The organism is Micromonospora sp. CNZ295, assembly GCF_004217535.1.
In genome coordinates this window covers 707,506-723,350 of record NZ_SHKZ01000001.1, presented here as the reverse complement: position 1 = coordinate 723,350, position 15,845 = coordinate 707,506, and the positions used below count along the sequence as shown (strand labels likewise).

Annotated in this window: 11 protein-coding genes; 7 read left to right on the top strand and 4 right to left on the bottom strand. The window is 72.8% G+C overall.

Annotation, left to right across the window (positions count from 1 at the left end; translation table 11 throughout):
- Positions 1-7: 7 nt before the first annotated feature.
- Positions 8-2,404, bottom strand: coding sequence for a hypothetical protein (locus tag EV376_RS03395; RefSeq protein ID WP_130320693.1), 2,397 nt, complete (start codon positions 2,402-2,404; stop codon positions 8-10).
- Between the two features lie 337 nt (positions 2,405-2,741).
- Here EV376_RS03395 and EV376_RS03390 point away from each other — a divergent pair, with 337 nt between their 5' ends.
- Together EV376_RS03390 and EV376_RS03385 are read left to right on the top strand one after the other, a co-directional pair.
- Positions 2,742-5,708, top strand: a complete 2,967-nt coding sequence (locus tag EV376_RS03390; protein WP_130320692.1) for an AfsR/SARP family transcriptional regulator — start codon at positions 2,742-2,744, stop codon at positions 5,706-5,708.
- Positions 5,709-5,752: 44 nt separating this feature from the next.
- The gene (locus tag EV376_RS03385; protein ID WP_207228498.1) at positions 5,753-7,162 is read left to right on the top strand and encodes a class II fumarate hydratase; all 1,410 of its coding nucleotides are present in this window, start codon (positions 5,753-5,755) and stop codon (positions 7,160-7,162) included.
- A gap of 39 nt (positions 7,163-7,201) precedes the next feature.
- Here the strand turns inward: EV376_RS03385 and EV376_RS03380 are convergent, their stop codons facing one another.
- Complete coding sequence (locus tag EV376_RS03380) at positions 7,202-7,747, bottom strand: CGNR zinc finger domain-containing protein (protein WP_207228496.1); 546 nt, start codon at positions 7,745-7,747, stop codon at positions 7,202-7,204.
- A gap of 85 nt (positions 7,748-7,832) precedes the next feature.
- Here EV376_RS03380 and EV376_RS03375 point away from each other — a divergent pair, with 85 nt between their 5' ends.
- The 3 genes from EV376_RS03375 to EV376_RS03365 all read left to right on the top strand — a co-directional run bounded on the left by EV376_RS03375 (position 7,833) and on the right by EV376_RS03365 (position 11,285).
- Entirely contained in the window at positions 7,833-8,795 is a 963-nt protein-coding gene (locus EV376_RS03375) for a DMT family transporter (RefSeq protein ID WP_130320689.1), read from the top strand.
- Between the two features lie 25 nt (positions 8,796-8,820).
- Positions 8,821-9,528 carry an HAD family hydrolase gene (locus EV376_RS03370; protein WP_130320688.1) on the top strand — a complete coding sequence of 236 codons (708 nt, stop codon included), beginning with the start codon at positions 8,821-8,823 and terminating at the stop codon, positions 9,526-9,528.
- 68 nt (positions 9,529-9,596) lie between these two features.
- A complete protein-coding gene (locus tag EV376_RS03365; RefSeq protein ID WP_130320687.1) occupies positions 9,597-11,285 on the top strand; it encodes a S8 family serine peptidase in 1,689 nt (562 codons plus the stop codon).
- On the opposite strand, the gene EV376_RS03360 is transcribed toward EV376_RS03365, so the two are convergent.
- Both EV376_RS03360 and EV376_RS03355 read right to left on the bottom strand, forming a co-directional pair.
- Positions 11,263-12,309, bottom strand: coding sequence for a DUF559 domain-containing protein (locus EV376_RS03360; RefSeq protein ID WP_130320686.1), 1,047 nt, complete (start codon positions 12,307-12,309; stop codon positions 11,263-11,265). The two genes, EV376_RS03365 and EV376_RS03360, sit on opposite strands and share 23 nt — an antisense overlap.
- 192 nt (positions 12,310-12,501) lie before the next feature.
- Entirely contained in the window at positions 12,502-13,215 is a 714-nt protein-coding gene (locus tag EV376_RS03355) for a helix-turn-helix domain-containing protein (protein WP_130320685.1), read from the bottom strand.
- Positions 13,216-13,279: 64 nt separating this feature from the next.
- Here EV376_RS03355 and cysS point away from each other — a divergent pair, with 64 nt between their 5' ends.
- Together cysS and rlmB are read left to right on the top strand one after the other, a co-directional pair.
- Positions 13,280-14,695, top strand: coding sequence for a cysteine--tRNA ligase (gene cysS / locus EV376_RS03350; protein WP_130320684.1), 1,416 nt, complete (start codon positions 13,280-13,282; stop codon positions 14,693-14,695).
- Complete coding sequence (gene rlmB / locus EV376_RS03345; RefSeq protein WP_130320683.1) at positions 14,695-15,813, top strand: 23S rRNA (guanosine(2251)-2'-O)-methyltransferase RlmB; 1,119 nt, start codon at positions 14,695-14,697, stop codon at positions 15,811-15,813. The genes cysS and rlmB overlap by 1 nt, the downstream gene beginning before the upstream one ends.
- Positions 15,814-15,845: the final 32 nt, after the last annotated feature.

The following is a 15,845-nucleotide window of genomic DNA, read 5'->3' as shown; positions in this document are numbered from 1 at the left end:
TTCCGGATCAGCTCCAGTCGATCCAGATGTTGTAGTACGCGTACCCGGAGACCGTGCCGCTCGCGGTGCGGCTCCGTACGGTGAGGTCATGGCCGTACGCCGACGGTGCCGTCCAGCTCACCCGGGCTGTGCCGTCCGCGCCGGCCGCCACGGTCTGCTCCGGGCCGCCGTCGAAGGAGTAGACGAACTCGGTGGTCTCGGGCAGTTGGGCGGTGAAGACGAAGTCGCCCGTCTGCCCGACCACCGCGCCACCTTGCCAGCCGAACACGTCGGACGTGATCAGCGGGCTCTTCGGGTCGACCCGGAACGAGTAGTACGCCGCGTCCGTGGTCTGGCCGGTGGCCGTGACCGCCCGCACGCGGACCTCCATCCAGCCGCCGTACTCGCTGTTCAGCTCGGCGGGTGTCCACGTGACGGTGGCGGTGCCGTCCGCGCCGGCGGTCACCGTGCGCTCCGGCTCGTCCCGGAACATGTAGACGAACGAGGTGACCCCACTCGTGCCGGGATGGGGCGTGAAGGTGAACGTCCCCGGCATTCCCGGCCCGCCACCGGTCTGGTTCTGCGGGTACACCTTCGACACAACCGTCGGTGCGACCGAGGCTGCGAAGAACGCCTCCTCCGTCACCTCCGACTCCACGCCGGAAGTGGTCCGGCTGAACACCTGGATCGTGTGGTGACTGGCGTCGCTCGGGGTGTACCTGACGGTGGCGGTCCCGTCCGCGCCGGCAACCACTGTCTGCTGCTCGCCCCAGTCGAAGGAGTAGACGTATTCGGCGACGTCGTCCATCGCCGGCCGGAACACGAAGGTGCCTTCGGTGCCGGCCGGTGCGCCCGGCGTTCCGTCGAACGGCCAGTCCGCGGAGGTGACGAGCGGCGCGGTGCGGACCCAGATGGTGTGGGCGGCATCCGCGGAGAGCGCACCGTCCCGGGTCCGGCTACGTACGTGCAGGGTGTGTCGGGTCCCGGTCGGGGTCACGGTCACCGTGGAGGTGCCATCGGCGTCGGCGGCGACCGTCTGCTCCGCGCCCTCGTCGAGCCGCCAGACGTACTCCGTCACGTCCGCCATCGACGGGTTGAAGGTGAACGTGCGCGGCTGGCCCAGCCGGCCCTCCGGGTTGCCGTCGACGACCTGAGGCGCCGTCTCCCGGACCAGGAACTCGTACGTGGTCCGGGGCGACGTGTTGCCGGTGCGGTCCACGCTGTAGACCTCGATGCGGTGGTACCCGGCACGCTTCGGCGTGTAGGTGAAGGTGGCGTTGCCACCGGGCCCGTCGGCGTCCACCTGCCCGGTGCCGTCGAAGCCCCAGTACTGATAGCGGACCACGTCCTGCGAGCCGTTCGCGCTGATCGTGAACCGTCCGGGGATCTGCGCTCCGTGGCTCGTGGGCTGGGCCGGGTAGGCCGGGTAGTCGGTGGAGGTGACGGTCGGTGCCGCCGGCACCTCGGTGTCGACGGTGAACCGGCACTCCGGCGACCAGTCGGAGCTGGCGTGCTGGTCGGCGGCGCGCACCGAGAAGGCGTAGGTGCCGCCGTGCACCATCCCGCCCGCCGGCACGGTGTAGGTGAAGCGGCGCGGGGCGGAGGACGAATAGGACGTCCACTCGGTCCGCTCGGTGGGCTGGTCGACCGGCCACCAGGCGAAGGTCGCGGTCACCTGGTCTCCGGCCGCCCACTCGACCTTGTCCGGATCGGTGACCTCGGCGCTCAGCACCGGCTGGGTGGTGCCGATCAGGCGACCGTCCGCGCAGGCCAGTCCGGCGACCGTCTGCCCGCTGGGCACGTCGGGCGCGGCGTTCGCCTCGATCGAGATGCCCAGCGGCGTGATCCACCGGCTGAAGTGCTTGTTCTCCTCGTGGTCCCCGGCGATCCGGGCCATCAGGGTGAGGCTGTCCCGCCCGTCGGCAACCGCCTGGCGCACCGTCTCGGTGAGGTCGAGTTCCAGGTAGCGGGCCGGGCAGGCGGGGGGACTGAAGACGTCACCGGCCTTCTCGTGCACCTGCGGGGCCGTCGCCCAGGTCGGGGCCTGCGACGGCGTGTCGGTACGCCAGATCTCGATCTCGCGAGCCCGGTTGCAGTCGGTCACCGACGACTCACCGGTGACCCCGTATGCGCGGATGACGTCCTTGCCCCGGTAGGGCGTGAGGTCGAAGGTGGAGTACGCCCGGGACCTGTGCTTGGCGCTGGTCGAGTCCTGCCAGGTGCCGACGGGTACGGCACCGTTCTCGGCCGGGAAGGAGCGGGTGGGCTCGGCCTTGTCCGTCCAGGTGACCTCGGTCGGCTGGACGAAGGTGGTCAGCGCCGCCGCCGGTTGGCCGGTGACAGTCAGGGCGCCCGTGGTGGTGAGCAGGGCGGCGAGCCCAGTGGTCAGGATCCGGCGTGGAAGCTGCCGGCGGCGTGCGCGCACGCCCGTGGTACCCCCGTTTTCGGGCAAGGTGGGAACCTCCGAGAGGAGTGAGCGAGAACCATGATCTTAAGTGGCCGAATGCCGGCTGGCCCTGGGCTTTCGGCTGAATCTGCCCGGCCGGCTGTTCCGCCGCTCGTCTCCGGCTCGACTTCGGTGCGCCCGCCCGGTCGGTAACCGGGCGGGCGCACCGCCCCCGTCGGATGCCGACACCGGCAACCCGGGTCGAGTGTCGACCGCCGCCCTGTCGATCCGCTCTCACATCGCTATCACCGATGTGAGGCGATGGGTCACGCCCGGGTTACGCTGCTGGAAGTTGCATGACTGGCGGGGGCGGAAGATGCGGTTCGAGATCCTGGGACCCTTGCGGGTCGGCGGTGGTGGCGCCACCGTCACCGCCGGCCGGGAGCGGACCGTCCTCGCCGCGCTGCTGCTGCGCGCGGGCCGGATCGTGCCGGTGGACGACCTGATCGACGCGGTATGGGAGGACCACCCGCCGGCCACCGCCCGGGCCCAGTTGCACACCTGCGTGTCCCGTCTGCGGCAGCGCCTCGTCAGGCTCGGGCTGCCACCGGAGACCATCGTCACCGACCCCGTCGGCTATGGCGTCCGCACGGGAGTTGGTGATCTCGACGCGGAGGTGTTCGGTCAGGAGGTGGACGCCGCCCGCGCGGCGGTCGCCGCCGGCCGGCTCGCCGCCGCCCGCCGGCATTTCCGGGCCGCACTGGCGCTCTGGCGGGGCCCGGCGCTGGGCGGGATCACCAGCCGCAGCGTCAGCCGGCGGGCGTACGCCCTGGACGAACAGCGGTTGACCGTGCTGGAGGAGTGCGTGGAGGTCGAGCTGCGGCTCGGCCACGCGGCCGATCTCCTGGATGAGCTGACCGAGGCGGTGGAGCAGCACCCGCTGCGCGAGCGGCTGCGCGGCCACCTGATGCTCGCTCTCGCCGGGGTCGGCCGGCAGGCCGACGCGCTCGCCGTCTACCGGGAGGGCCGCCGGCTGTACGCCGACGAGCTGGGCATCGAGCCGGGTGCGGCGTTGCAGGAGCTGCACCAGCGGGTGCTCGCCGGCGACCTCGCCCTGGCCCCCGTCCAGCGGACGACGGTCGCACCTGTGCGGGCCCTGCCGCGGGCGATCGACGACTTCACCGGCCGCCAGGACACCATCGCCCGGCTGTTGAAGGAGGTCGAGCAGTGTGGCACGCGGATCCAGGTGATCGACGGGATGGCCGGCAGCGGCAAGACCACCCTGGCGGTGCATCTGGCCAGCCGGCTCGCCGGCCGGTACCCGGACGCGCAGCTCTTCATCGATCTGCACGGCTACAGCGAGCGGACCCCGCTGTCGCCGACCGCCGCGCTGGCGACGCTGTTGCGGCAGTTGGGTGTGCCGCCGGAGCGGATCCCGGTGGACCTGGATGATCGGCTCACGCTGTGGCGGACGGAGCTGTCGGGGCGTCGGGCGCTGGTGTTGCTGGACAATGCCGCCAGCGCTGATCAGGTGGCGCCGTTGCTGCCCCCCGGGTCGGGCTGTCTGACCGTCGTCACCAGCCGACGTCGCCTGGCGGGGCTGGACGAGGGGCGACCGTCGTCCCTGCCGGTCCTCGACGTGGACGAGGCCGTCGAGTTGCTGGGCCGGGTGGCCGGTGCGGAGCGGGTCGCGGCGGAGCCGGCGGCGGCGGCCGAGGTGGCCCGCCGCTGCGGGTACCTGCCGCTGGCCATCCGGCTCGCCGGCGCCCGGCTGGCCCATCGGCCGGGTTGGCGGATCGCCGATCTGGTGGAGCGGCTGCGCGAGGCGAGCGACCCCCTGGCCGAACTGGCCGCGGGAGAGCGGTCGGTCGGCGGGGCGTTCGCCCTGTCGTACGCGCAGGTGTCGCCGGCCGCGCAGCGGCTGTTCCGGTTGCTCGGCCTGCACCCCGGTATCCGGTTCGACAACACGGCCGCCGCCGCCCTGACCGAGCTGCCGCTGCCGGACGCGCAGGACCTGCTCGACGAACTCGTCGACGCGCACCTGGTCGACGAGCCCGACCCGGGCCGGTACCGGCTGCACGACCTGGTCCGCGAGTACGCCCGCCGGTTGGTCGCCGAACCCGAACGCGGGCCCGCCCTGGAGCGCCTGCTCGACCACCACCTGCACGCGGCCGCTGCGATCGCGCGGACGCTCGAATCGCCGGCGAGCAGGCGCAGCTTCGTCCTGCCGGATCCGCCGCGCCCGGAGCTGGTGGCGAAGTGCGCCGCCCAGGGGGTCGGCTGGTTCGATGACAACAGGACCGCGTTGACCGCGCTCGTGCGGTCGGCGGAGAGCCCGTTTCCGCGTCACTGCTGGCAGCTGGCGCGCGCCTGTTGGCGCCTCTATTACAGCGGCGGCCAGCTCGACGAGCTGATCGAGATGCACACCGTGGGCCTGCGGGCGGCGGAGACGCTCGGTGACGAAGCCGCCGTGGCACTCATGCTCAACTACCTGGCTTCCGCCTACTACCGGCAGGCCCGTTTCCCGCTTGCCGCGAGGCTCATGGAGCGGGCCGTCGAGATCAGCCGACACCAGGGCTCGCACGGGCCGCTGGCGACCATCCTGGGCAACCTCGGCGGCGCACATATCGGCGAGGGCGACTACGCCCGCGCGACGGAGTACTACGGCGAGGTGTACCGGCTCTTGCAGGGCGTGGACCGGACGGCCGAGCTGACTTCCTTCCTCAACAACCTGAGCTACACGTTCCTGTGCTGGGGGCGGTACGAGGAGGCGCTGCTGGTCTGCCGGAAGCACCTCGCGCTCTCCCGCGAGCTGGGCGACAACCGGGAACTGGCGAACGCGGTGGGCAACACCGGTGCCGTTCGGCGGCGGATGGGGGATGTGGCACCCGCTCGCCGGCTGCTACGGGCAGCGCTTCGGCTGCAGCGCCTGCTTCGCAACCGGATCCACGAGGGCGAGACGCTCAACGAGCTGGGCGTCATCGAGCGGGAGGCGGGCCGGCCCGACGAGGCAGCGGCCCTGCACCGGGAGGCGTTGATCGCGATCACGGAGGCCGGGGACCGGGTCGGTCAGTGTGCCTCCCGCAACCTGCTCGCCCGGGCGATCCTCGACCAGGGCGACGTCGCGAGCGCGCTGGATCTGTTCCACCGGGTGCTGCGCGACGCGACGAAGATCAGCCACCGGTACGAGCAGGCGCGGGCCCTCGACGGGATCGCCCGCTGCCTGCGTACCACCGACCCGGCCGCGACTCGGGCGCACTGGACCCGGGCGCTCGCCCTGTTCCGGCAGCTCGACGTGCCGGAACGGCACGAGGTGGAGCGGTCGCTCGCCGAGCTGGGTTGACTGTGAGCCGCGAACATCTGCACACCGCCGCGGTGCGCGGCAGGATGGTACGCGTGACGACTCCAGAGGCGACGGGCTACCGGATCGAACGCGACTCGATGGGCGAGGTGGAGGTGCCGGCCGAGGCGCTGTGGCGGGCACAGACCCAGCGCGCCGTGCAGAACTTCCCGATCTCCGGCCGGGGGATCGAACCGGCCCAGATCCGTGCCCTGGCCCAGATCAAGGGGGCGGCGGCCGAGGTCAACGGCGAGCTGGGCGTCATCGACGCCAACGCGGCGGCGGCGATCGCGGCCGCCGCCGCGCACGTGGCGGACGGCGGGTACGACGACCAGTTCCCGGTGGACGTGTTCCAGACCGGCTCCGGGACGTCGTCGAACATGAACACCAACGAGGTGCTCGCCACCCTGGCCGGCCGGGAGCTGGGGCGGGACGTGCACCCGAACGACGACGTGAACGCGTCGCAGTCGAGCAACGACGTCTTCCCGTCCTCGATCCACCTGGCCGCCACCGAGGCCGTGGCGCGCGACCTGCTGCCGTCCCTGGCGCACCTGGCGCAGGCCCTGGAGGCGAAGGCCGCCGAGTTCGAGACGGTGGTCAAGGCGGGGCGTACCCATCTGATGGACGCCACGCCGGTCACCCTCGGCCAGGAGTTCGGCGGCTACGCCGCGCAGGTCCGCTACGGCATCGAGCGGCTGGAGGCCGCGCTGCCCCGGCTCGCCGAGTTGCCGCTCGGCGGCACGGCGGTGGGCACCGGCATCAACACGCCGCTCGGCTTCGCCGCCCGGGTCATCGAGAAGCTGCGGGCGTCGACCGGGCTGCCGCTGACCGAGGCGCGCAACCACTTCGAGGCGCAGGGCGCCCGGGACGCGCTGGTGGAGACCTCCGGGCAGTTGCGTACCGTCGCGGTCGGCCTCTACAAGGTGGCCAACGACATCCGCTGGATGGGCTCCGGCCCGCGCGCCGGCCTGCGGGAGCTGCGCATCCCCGACCTCCAGCCGGGTTCGTCGATCATGCCCGGCAAGGTCAACCCGGTGGTCTGCGAGGCCGTCCGTCAGGTCTGCGCCCAGGTGATCGGCAACGACGCGGCGGTGGCCTTCGCCGGGTCGCAGGGCGACTTCGAGCTGAACGTCATGCTGCCGGTCATGGCCCGCAACATCCTGGAGTCGATCAAGCTGCTGGCCGCGTCCAGCCGGCTGCTCGCGGACCGCTGCGTGGTCGGCCTGGTCGCGGACGCCGAGGTCTGCCTGGCGTACGCGGAGGGCTCGCCGTCGATCGTCACTCCGCTCAACCGCCACCTCGGCTACGACGAGGCCGCGTCGATCGCCAAGGAGGCTCTCGCGAAGCAGATCTCCATCAAGGAGGTGGTGATCGCGCGCGGCCACGTGGATTCCGGGAAGCTCACCGAGGAGCAGTTGGCGGAGGCGCTGGACCTGCTCCGGATGACCCATCCCTGACGGCCGCCGGGCGGCGGCAGGTTGCCCCCCCCGGCCCGGTCAGCTCTTGGCGGCGGCCTTGCGGGCCCGGTACGCGGTGACCGCGGCCCGGTTGCCGCAGCCCGCCTCACAGAACCGCCGGGAACGGTTTCTCGACAGGTCGACCAGCACGTTGTCGCAGTCCGGGTGGTCGCAGATCCGCAGCCGGCTCAGTTCCCCGCTGCGGACCAGGTCCGCGATGGCCATCGCGGCCTCCACCGCCATCCGGACGGCGAGCGGCGCGTCCCGGGGCACGGCGTGCAGGTGGTACGGCTCGTCGTCGTGCGTGATGAGCTGCGGCAGGGCGTTGTTCTCCCGGAGCAGCCCGTTGACGATCGTCACGATCTCGTCGGTGTCGGCGTGCCAGATCCGGCGCAGCCGTGGGCGCAGCGCGCGGACCGTCCGCAGCTCCGCGTCGGTGTGCTCGTGCCGCCCGCTGTACGCGTGCGCCACGAAGAAGCTGTCCAGCGCGGCGACGTCCGGCAGGCCCTCGCCGTCGCGACTGTCGGTGTTGACCAGCGCGGCGGCGGCGATCAGCGAGCATTCGGTGTCATGAGCAAAAAGCAACTTGACTCCTGTCATGGTACCGGCCTAGCGTCATCGGCATAGCCATAGTTTGCCCATGACTGGGCGCGGTCGCCAAGGAGCCCCCATGCGCCAACCATCTGTCGGCGGTGCCGGCCTCGCCCTGGCCGTCTTCTCGGCGCTGACGTTCGCCACGTCCGGGACGTTCGCCCGGTCGCTGATCGACGCCGGCTGGTCGGCCGAGGCCGTGGTGGTCGTCCGGGTCGGCCTCGCCGCCCTGGTGATCGCGTTACCGGCGGCGCTCGCCCTGCGCGGACGCTGGTCCGTGCTCCGGCGCAACCTCGGGTCGGTCGGCGTCTTCGGGCTGCTCGGCGTCGCCCTCGCGCAGGCGTGCTTCTTCAACGCGGTGCGGTACCTGCCGGTCGGCGTGGCGCTGATGCTGGAGTACCTGGGCATCGTCGTGGTCGTCGGCTGGATGTGGCTGGCGCACGGGCAACGTCCCCGCCGGCTGACCGTCGCGGGCTCGGTCGCCGCCCTCGCCGGGCTCGGTCTCGTGCTCGATCTCGCCGGCGCCGGCCGCCTCGACCCGATCGGCGTCCTCTGGGGCCTCGGCGCGGCGGTCGGTCTGGCCGGCTACTTCGTGCTCGCCGGCCGCGTCGACCCGAACCTGCCGTCGGTGGTCCTGGCCTCCGGCGGGATGGCGGTCGGCGCCGGCGTGCTGCTCGTGCTCGGGCTCGTCGGGGCGCTGCCACTGCGGGCCACCTTCGGTGCCGTCGACTTCGCCGGGCAGCAGACCAGCTGGCTCCTGCCGGTGGCCGGGCTGGTGCTGGTGGCGGCGGTGCTCGCGTACCTCTCCGGGATCGCCGCGACCCGCATCCTCGGTGCCCGGCTGGCCTCCTTCGTCGGACTGACCGAGGTGATGTTCGCGGTGCTCATCGCCTGGCTGGTCCTCGACGAGCTGCCCACCGTGGTCCAGCTGCTCGGCGGCGCGCTGATCGTCGCCGGGGTCGCCCTGGTACGCCTCGACGAGCCGCGCGAGACGCCCACCGCGATCGACGCCCCGGAGCCGGCGCTCACCGTGGACCGCTGAAACCGGGGCGTGGCAGGCTCCCATCGTGCTGACCACCGTGGTGTTCGACGCCGACGAGACCCTGCTGGATCTGCGCCCGGCGGTGACCGGCGGGCTGGTGGCCGTACTCGAGGAGATGCGGCGGCTGACCCCGGCGGCGGCGGAGGTGTCCCTCGCGGACCTGGAGTCGGACTGGGCGGCGGTCTTCGGCGCGCATGCCGCGGCGCCGGTGCTGGAGATCCGCCGGGCCGCGCTCGCCCGCTCGCTCGCCCGCGTCGGGCTCGACCTGCACCTGGACGACGTGGCGGAGCTCTTCTTCGCGCGGCGCTTCGCGCTGACCCGGCCGTTCGCGGACGTGCTGCCCGCGCTCGCGGCGCTGCGGGAACGCTGGACGCTGGGCTTCGCGACCAACGGCAACAGCCGCGCCGAACGCTGCGGGCTCGCCGACGAGTTCGCCTTCGAGCTGTACGCGCACGAGAACGGCCTGCCCAAGAAGCCGGCTCCGGAGTTCTACGCGGCGGTGGTCGCGGCGGCCGGCGTGCCCGCACACCGGGTCGTGTACGTCGGTGACTCGATCGACCACGACGTGGTCGGGCCGGGGAAGGCCGGGCTGCGCGGGGTGTGGCTCAACCGCGACGGCCGGCCCTGTCCGCCCGGCGTCCGGCCGGACGCCGAAGTGTCCACCTTGACGGAGCTGCCCGCCGTTCTCGCTGCTCTTTCGGACGAAGCCGACCTGTCGGGCGTTATGGGATAGGTGTCTGGCGGAAAGCGTTCTGGTGTTGTTCGATGTCGCCACGTCCCTCAACGAGAGGATTCGATGTGGTGAGCAAGCGTTTCACCGCCGGTGCCGTCGCTACCGCAACGGCCCTGGCACTGACGGTGACCGGGCTGGGGGTGCCGGCGGGTGCCGCGCCGACCAGCACGCGGACATTCACCGTCGTCGCCGAGGACGGCGTCACCGCCGATGCGGCCATCGCCGCGATCAGGGCGGCCGGGGGCACCGTGGTGTCCCGGACCGACGACGTCGGCCTGTTCCAGGTGACCAGCGACCGGACCGATTTCCAGGCCCGGGCGGCCGCCGCCTCGGCGCTGGTCGGCGCCGCCGAGCAGAAGGCCATCGGCCGCAAGCCCAAGCTGGACCGGGTCGAGCAGGAGCACCTGCTGGCCGCCGCGGGCGCCAAGGGCTCGGGTGCCCGGCGGGGCGCGAAGATGGACCCGCTGGACGACAAGCTGTGGGGTCTGGACATGATCCGGGCCGACCGGGCCCGCAAGGTCGAGCCGGGCGACCGGCGCGTCACCGTCGGCGTGCTCGACACCGGCGTCGACGCCAGCCACCCGGACATCGCGCCGAACTTCGACTGGCGGCTGTCCCGCAACTTCGCCCCCGACATCGCCGAGGTCGACGGTGAGTGCGAGGTGCCGAGCTGCGTCGACCCGGTCGGCACCGACGACGGTGGCCACGGCACCCACGTGGCGGGCACCATCGGCGCCGCCGCCAACGGCTTCGGCCTCTCCGGCGTCGCCCCGAAGGTCTCCCTGGTGGAGCTGAAGGGCGGTCAGGACTCCGGCTACTTCTTCCTGGAGCCGGTGGTCAAGTCGCTGCTGCACGCCGGCAAGTCGGGCCTCGACGTGGTCAACATGTCGTTCTACGTCGACCCGTGGCTCTACAACTGCACCGCCAACCCGGCCGACTCGCCCGAGCACCAGGCGGCGCAGCGCGCCACCATCAAGGCGATGAAGCGGGCGCTGACGTACGCCCACAACCGGGGTGTCACGCTGGTCGGGTCGCTCGGCAACAACCACGAGGACCTGGGCAACCCGCGTACCGACATGTCGAGCCCGAACTTCGGGGACACCGCGCCGTACCCGCGTGAGATCGACAACGCCAGCTGCTGGGACTTCCCGGTGGAGGGCCCGCACGTCATCGGTGTCTCCGCCCTGGGCCCGTCCGGCAAGAAGGCCGACTACTCCAACTACGGCACCGAGCAGATCGGGATCGCGGCACCGGGTGGCTGGTTCCGCGACGGCTTCGGCACCGACACCTACCGGACCGACGCCAACATGATCCTCTCCACCTACCCGAAGAAGGTGCTCCAGGAGGAGGGCACGGTCGACGAGGACGGCAACATCGTCCCCGGCGCCGAGACCTTCGTGTTCAAGGAGTGCAAGCGCAACGGTGAGTGCGGGTACTACACCTACCTGCAGGGCACCTCGATGGCTTCGCCGCACGCCTCCGGCGTGGCCGCGTTGATCGTCAGCCGCTACGGCAAGCAGCAGGGCCGGTCCGGCTACGGCATGAACCCGGACCTGGTCGAGCAGCACCTGTACCGCACGGCCGCCGAGCACGCCTGCCCGGAGCCGCGGCTCCAGCAGTACCGCAACGAGGGCCGGGACGAGACCTTCGACGCGTACTGCGCCGGCGGGCTCAACTTCAACGGCTTCTACGGCTACGGGATCATCGACGCGTACGCGGCGGTGACCACTCCGCTCAAGCCGCACGCCCGCCCGTAACGGGCCGGACGGACCCGGCGGGCCCGGTCGACCGCCCGGTCGACCGGGCCCGCTCCGTTGATCCACTCGGGTTGCGGCAGGTTGGGCCATCCTCACGGCAGGATGGGCTGGACGCCGCAACCGGAGTGGATCTATGGCGCCAGCCGCGGCGATGAAGGGCTGCCCGGATCTCGCGCAGAACGCCCGCGAAGTCTGCCCCCAACCGGCGACTGGTCACGTGCAGGACCAGCCAACCGGCGTTGACGAGCTGGTTGAGGCGTCGCCGATCCCGGTGCAGCTGCTCGGCGTCGGCATGCCACAGCCCGTCGTACTCGACCGCCACCCGGAACTCCGGCCAGGCGAGGTCGGGGTGCAGGACTCGGGCGCCGGGGACCCGGACCGGGTGCCGGGCCACCGGGCGGGGGAGGCCAGCGAGCACCAGCCGGAGCCGCAGCTGGGACTCGGGCGGTGACTGCGCACCCGGGTCGGCGAGGCCGAAGAGCCAGCCGGCCCGCCGTCCCCCCGAGCGGTCACGCCGGCACCGGGCGATGTCGGCGAGGTCGGCGGGGGTGGTGCGCCCCTGGCGCAGCAGTGCGTCGATGATGCCGACCGCGCGCAGCGGGTCCAGCCAGACGGCCGTCTCCCACGCCGCACGCGTCGGATCGGTGCGGGCCGGCGTCGGAGTCGGCGGGGGCGCGGGATCGGCCGAAACGTGCACCCGGAGGCCGCGCCGACTTCGTAGACCGGTGCCCCCGGGCGCGACGACGTGCACCTCGTCGGTGAACGCGGCAGCGTGCTCGATGCCGTGCAGGTAGGCCGCGGACGGCCCGGCGATCGCCGCTCCGGGGGGCAGTTGGAGTGCGGCGGCCCGGCAGAGCAGGGCGTGATCGCGATCCAGGCGGGCATCGGCGTAGACGTCGTGACGCAGCCGCACCCACGCGGAGCTGCGCAGCTGATGCGAGGTGAGCAGGCCGCGACGGACGGCGTCCGAACCGCGGAACACCTGCCCGGCCAGGGCCTTGGGTCGGTGTGCGACGGGAGGCATGGGATCAGCGTGGCGACCTCGGCCGATCTGCCGGAACCCCTGTGGACAGCGCCCGCCGCCCGGGTCCGGCGCACCTGTGGACAACCCGCCGTCGGTCGGGCTTCGTGCTAGCCGCGTCGCGGGTTGCGGCAAGCTGCGCTGTCCGGGGCCGGGGTCACCGCAGGTTGCCGCAATCGGGGTCGATCAAAATCGTCAGCGGAGGGCCGCGGCGACCGCCGTCGCGGCGGCGAGCACCTGGGCGCCCACCATTTCGGTGTCCAGGGGCGCCAGGGACACCACCCCGACACTCGCCTCCAGGCCGGGTACGCCCAGCACCGGCGCGGCCACCCCGTACGCCCCGGACTGCAGCTCACCGGCGGTGCTCACCGGGCCTGCGGTGCCGGACCGGCCGGCGAGGATGGCCCGCCCCGCGGCCCCGCGCTCCAGCGGATGCCGTGCCCCGGTCCGGTAGGCCACGTGGAACGACGTCCAACTGGGCTCCACCACGGCCAGCGCGACCCCTTCGCCGCCCTCGACCACGGTCAGGTGGGCGGTCGCGCCGGACTGCTCGGCCAGGCGGCGCAGGGCCGGCAGCGCCCCCTCCGCGAGCAGCGGCTGGGCGCGCCGGGCCAGGTGCAGCACCCCGGCGCCGAGGCGCAGCCGGCCGTCCGCGTCCCGGCGCAGCATGCCGTGCGCGGTCAGCGGCGCGACCAGCCGGTACACCGCCGCACGGCCGATCCCCAGCCGGCCCGCCGCCTCGGTGACGGTCAGTCCGCCCGGGGCGTCGGCGACCAGGTGCAGCAACCGCAAGCCCCGGTCCAGGGTCTGGGCGGACTCGCCGCCGCGCGCCGCCGGGTCCGCCCCCGGCTGCGGGCCCGCGCCGGCTCGGGCCGTCGGGTCGCTGCCAGGTCGGGCGGTGGTGTCCACGACCAGCAGCGTACGACCCCGGCTCCGGGCGACCCGGATAAGCGCGGACCGATACCCTTGTACGGTGACGCTACGCCTGTATGACACCGCCACCCGTTCGGTGCGGGACTTCGTCCCACGGGAAGCCGGCAAGGTGGGGGTCTACCTGTGTGGTCTCACCCTTCAGGCCCCCCCGCACATCGGGCACCTTCGTTCCGGCGTCAACTACGACGTGCTGCGCCGGTGGCTGCTCGCGCACGGCCTGGAGGTCCGGTTCATCCGGAATCTCACCGACATCGACGACAAGATCCTGGTCAAGGCGCAGGAGCAGAGCCGGCCGTACTGGTCGATCGCGTACGCCAACGAGCTGAAGCTGGCCGCCGCGTACCGGGCACTGAACGTGCTGCCCCCGACCTATGAGCCGCGGGCCACCGGGCACATCCCGGAGATGCACCAGCTGATCGGCAAGCTCATCGACACCGGTCACGCCTACCCGGCGACCGACGGCTCCGGCGACGTCTACTTCGACGTGCTGTCCTGGCCGACGTACGGGTCGTTGTCCAACCAGTCGCCGGCGGACATGCAGTCCGCGGGTGACGCCCCCGACCGGGGCAAGCGTGACCCGCGGGACTTCGCGCTGTGGAAGGGCGCCAAGCCGGACGAGCCGGCGGACGCGTACTGGCCGTCGCCGTGGGGCCGGGGCCGGCCCGGCTGGCACATCGAGTGCTCGGCGATGTGCTGGCGCTACCTCGGCGACGAGTTCGACATCCACGGCGGCGGGCTGGATCTGACGTTCCCGCACCACGAGAACGAACTCGCCCAGTCGCAGGCGGCCGGCCTGCCGTTCGCCCGCTACTGGGTGCACCACGGGCTGCTCAACATCGGCGGGGCCAAGATGGGCAAGTCGCTCGGCAACACGCTCGACCTGGCGTACGTCGACTCGCTCGGTGTCCGCCCCGTCGAGCTGCGCTACTACTACGTCGCCGCCCACTACCGGTCCATGATCGACTACTCGGAGGACGCGCTGCGCGAGGCGGCCGTCGCGTACCGGCGGATCGAGGGTTTCGTGCAGCGGGCGGCCGACCGGGTCGGCGCGGGCCAGCTCGGCGAGGTGCCGGTGGCGTTCGCCGCCGCGATGGACGACGACCTCAACACCTCGGCCGCGCTCGCCGTGGTGCACGAGGTGCTCCGGGACGGCAACACGGCCCTGACCGGCGGCGACGATGTGATCGTCCGCACCGCGCTCGGCCAGGTCCGGGCGATGCTGGATATCCTCGGTGTCGACCCCCTCGACCCGGTGTGGACCGGCGACGCCGGCGCGGACGACCTGCGCGGCGTGGTGGATTCCCTGGTGGCCCTGGCTCTCGAGCAGCGTGCGCAGGCGCGCGGCCGGAAGGACTGGGCCGCCGCCGACGCGGTACGCGACCAGCTCAAGCAGGCCGGCGTGGTGGTCGAGGACACCCCCCAGGGCCCCCGTTGGACTATTGGAGAGCAGAGCTGATGGCCGGCAACTCGCAGCGCCGTGGCCGGCGGTTGACGCCGAAGGCCGGAGCCCCCAAGGGCTCCGGCGGCAAGAACAAGGACGCCCTCGGCGGGCGGGGCCGCACCCTGCCCGCCGACGAGCGGCCCTGGCACAAGGCGTACTCGGGCACCGAGAAGCTGCCACAGCGCACCGCCTGGAAGCAGGAGAAGGAGCGCCGGGCCGCCGCCGAGGAGGGGCGCGCCCCGAAGATCGGCAAGCCCGGCACGAAGGACACCACCTGGGGCAAGGGTGGTGGTCGAGGCGTACCGGCGGGCAAGGGCGGCCGGGGCAAGCCGGCCGGCCGGAGCGGCCCGCGGGTCGCGCCCGGCCGCAAGGCGAACCCGGCGAAGGACGCCCCGGAGCTGCTGGTCGGGCGTAACCCGGTGCTCGAGTCGCTGCGCGCGCAGGTGCCGGCGACCGCCCTGTACCTGGCGCAGGGCCTCGACATCGACGACCGGGTCAACGAGATCGTGCGGACGGCCGCCGACCGGGGTATCGCGCTCCTGGAGGTCAGCCGCGCCGAGCTGGACCGGATGACCGGCGGCGTGCTGCACCAGGGGGTCGGCCTCCAGGTGCCGCCGTTCGCGTACGAGCCCTTCGAGGACCTGATCGCGGCGGCGCTGGAGCAGGCCTGTCCGCTGCTGGTGGCGCTGGACGGGGTCACCGACCCGCGCAACCTGGGCGCGGTGATCCGGTCCACCGCCGCATTCGGCGCGCAGGGTGTGTTCGTACCCGAGCGGCGGGCCGCCGGGATCACCGCGACCGCCTGGCGGACCAGCGCCGGGGCGGCGGCGCGGGTGCCGGTCGCCCAGGTGACCAACCTGACCCGCTCGCTGAAGGCGTGCAAGGACGCCGGCTTCGTCGTGGTCGGCCTCGACGCCGACGGCGAGACCGACCTGTACGACCTGGAGGCGGCCGTCGGCCCGCTGGTCGTGGTGGTCGGCTCCGAGGGGCGCGGGCTGTCCCGGCTGGTCGGCGAGACCTGCGACCTGACCGTGCGCATCCCGATGGTCTCCGACGTCGAGTCGCTGAACGCCAGCGTCGCGGCGGCGGTGACCCTCGCCGAGGTGGCGCGCCGCCGGGCCGTCGAGGGCTGAGCCTTCCGCAAAGACGAAAAGGGGCGGTCCGC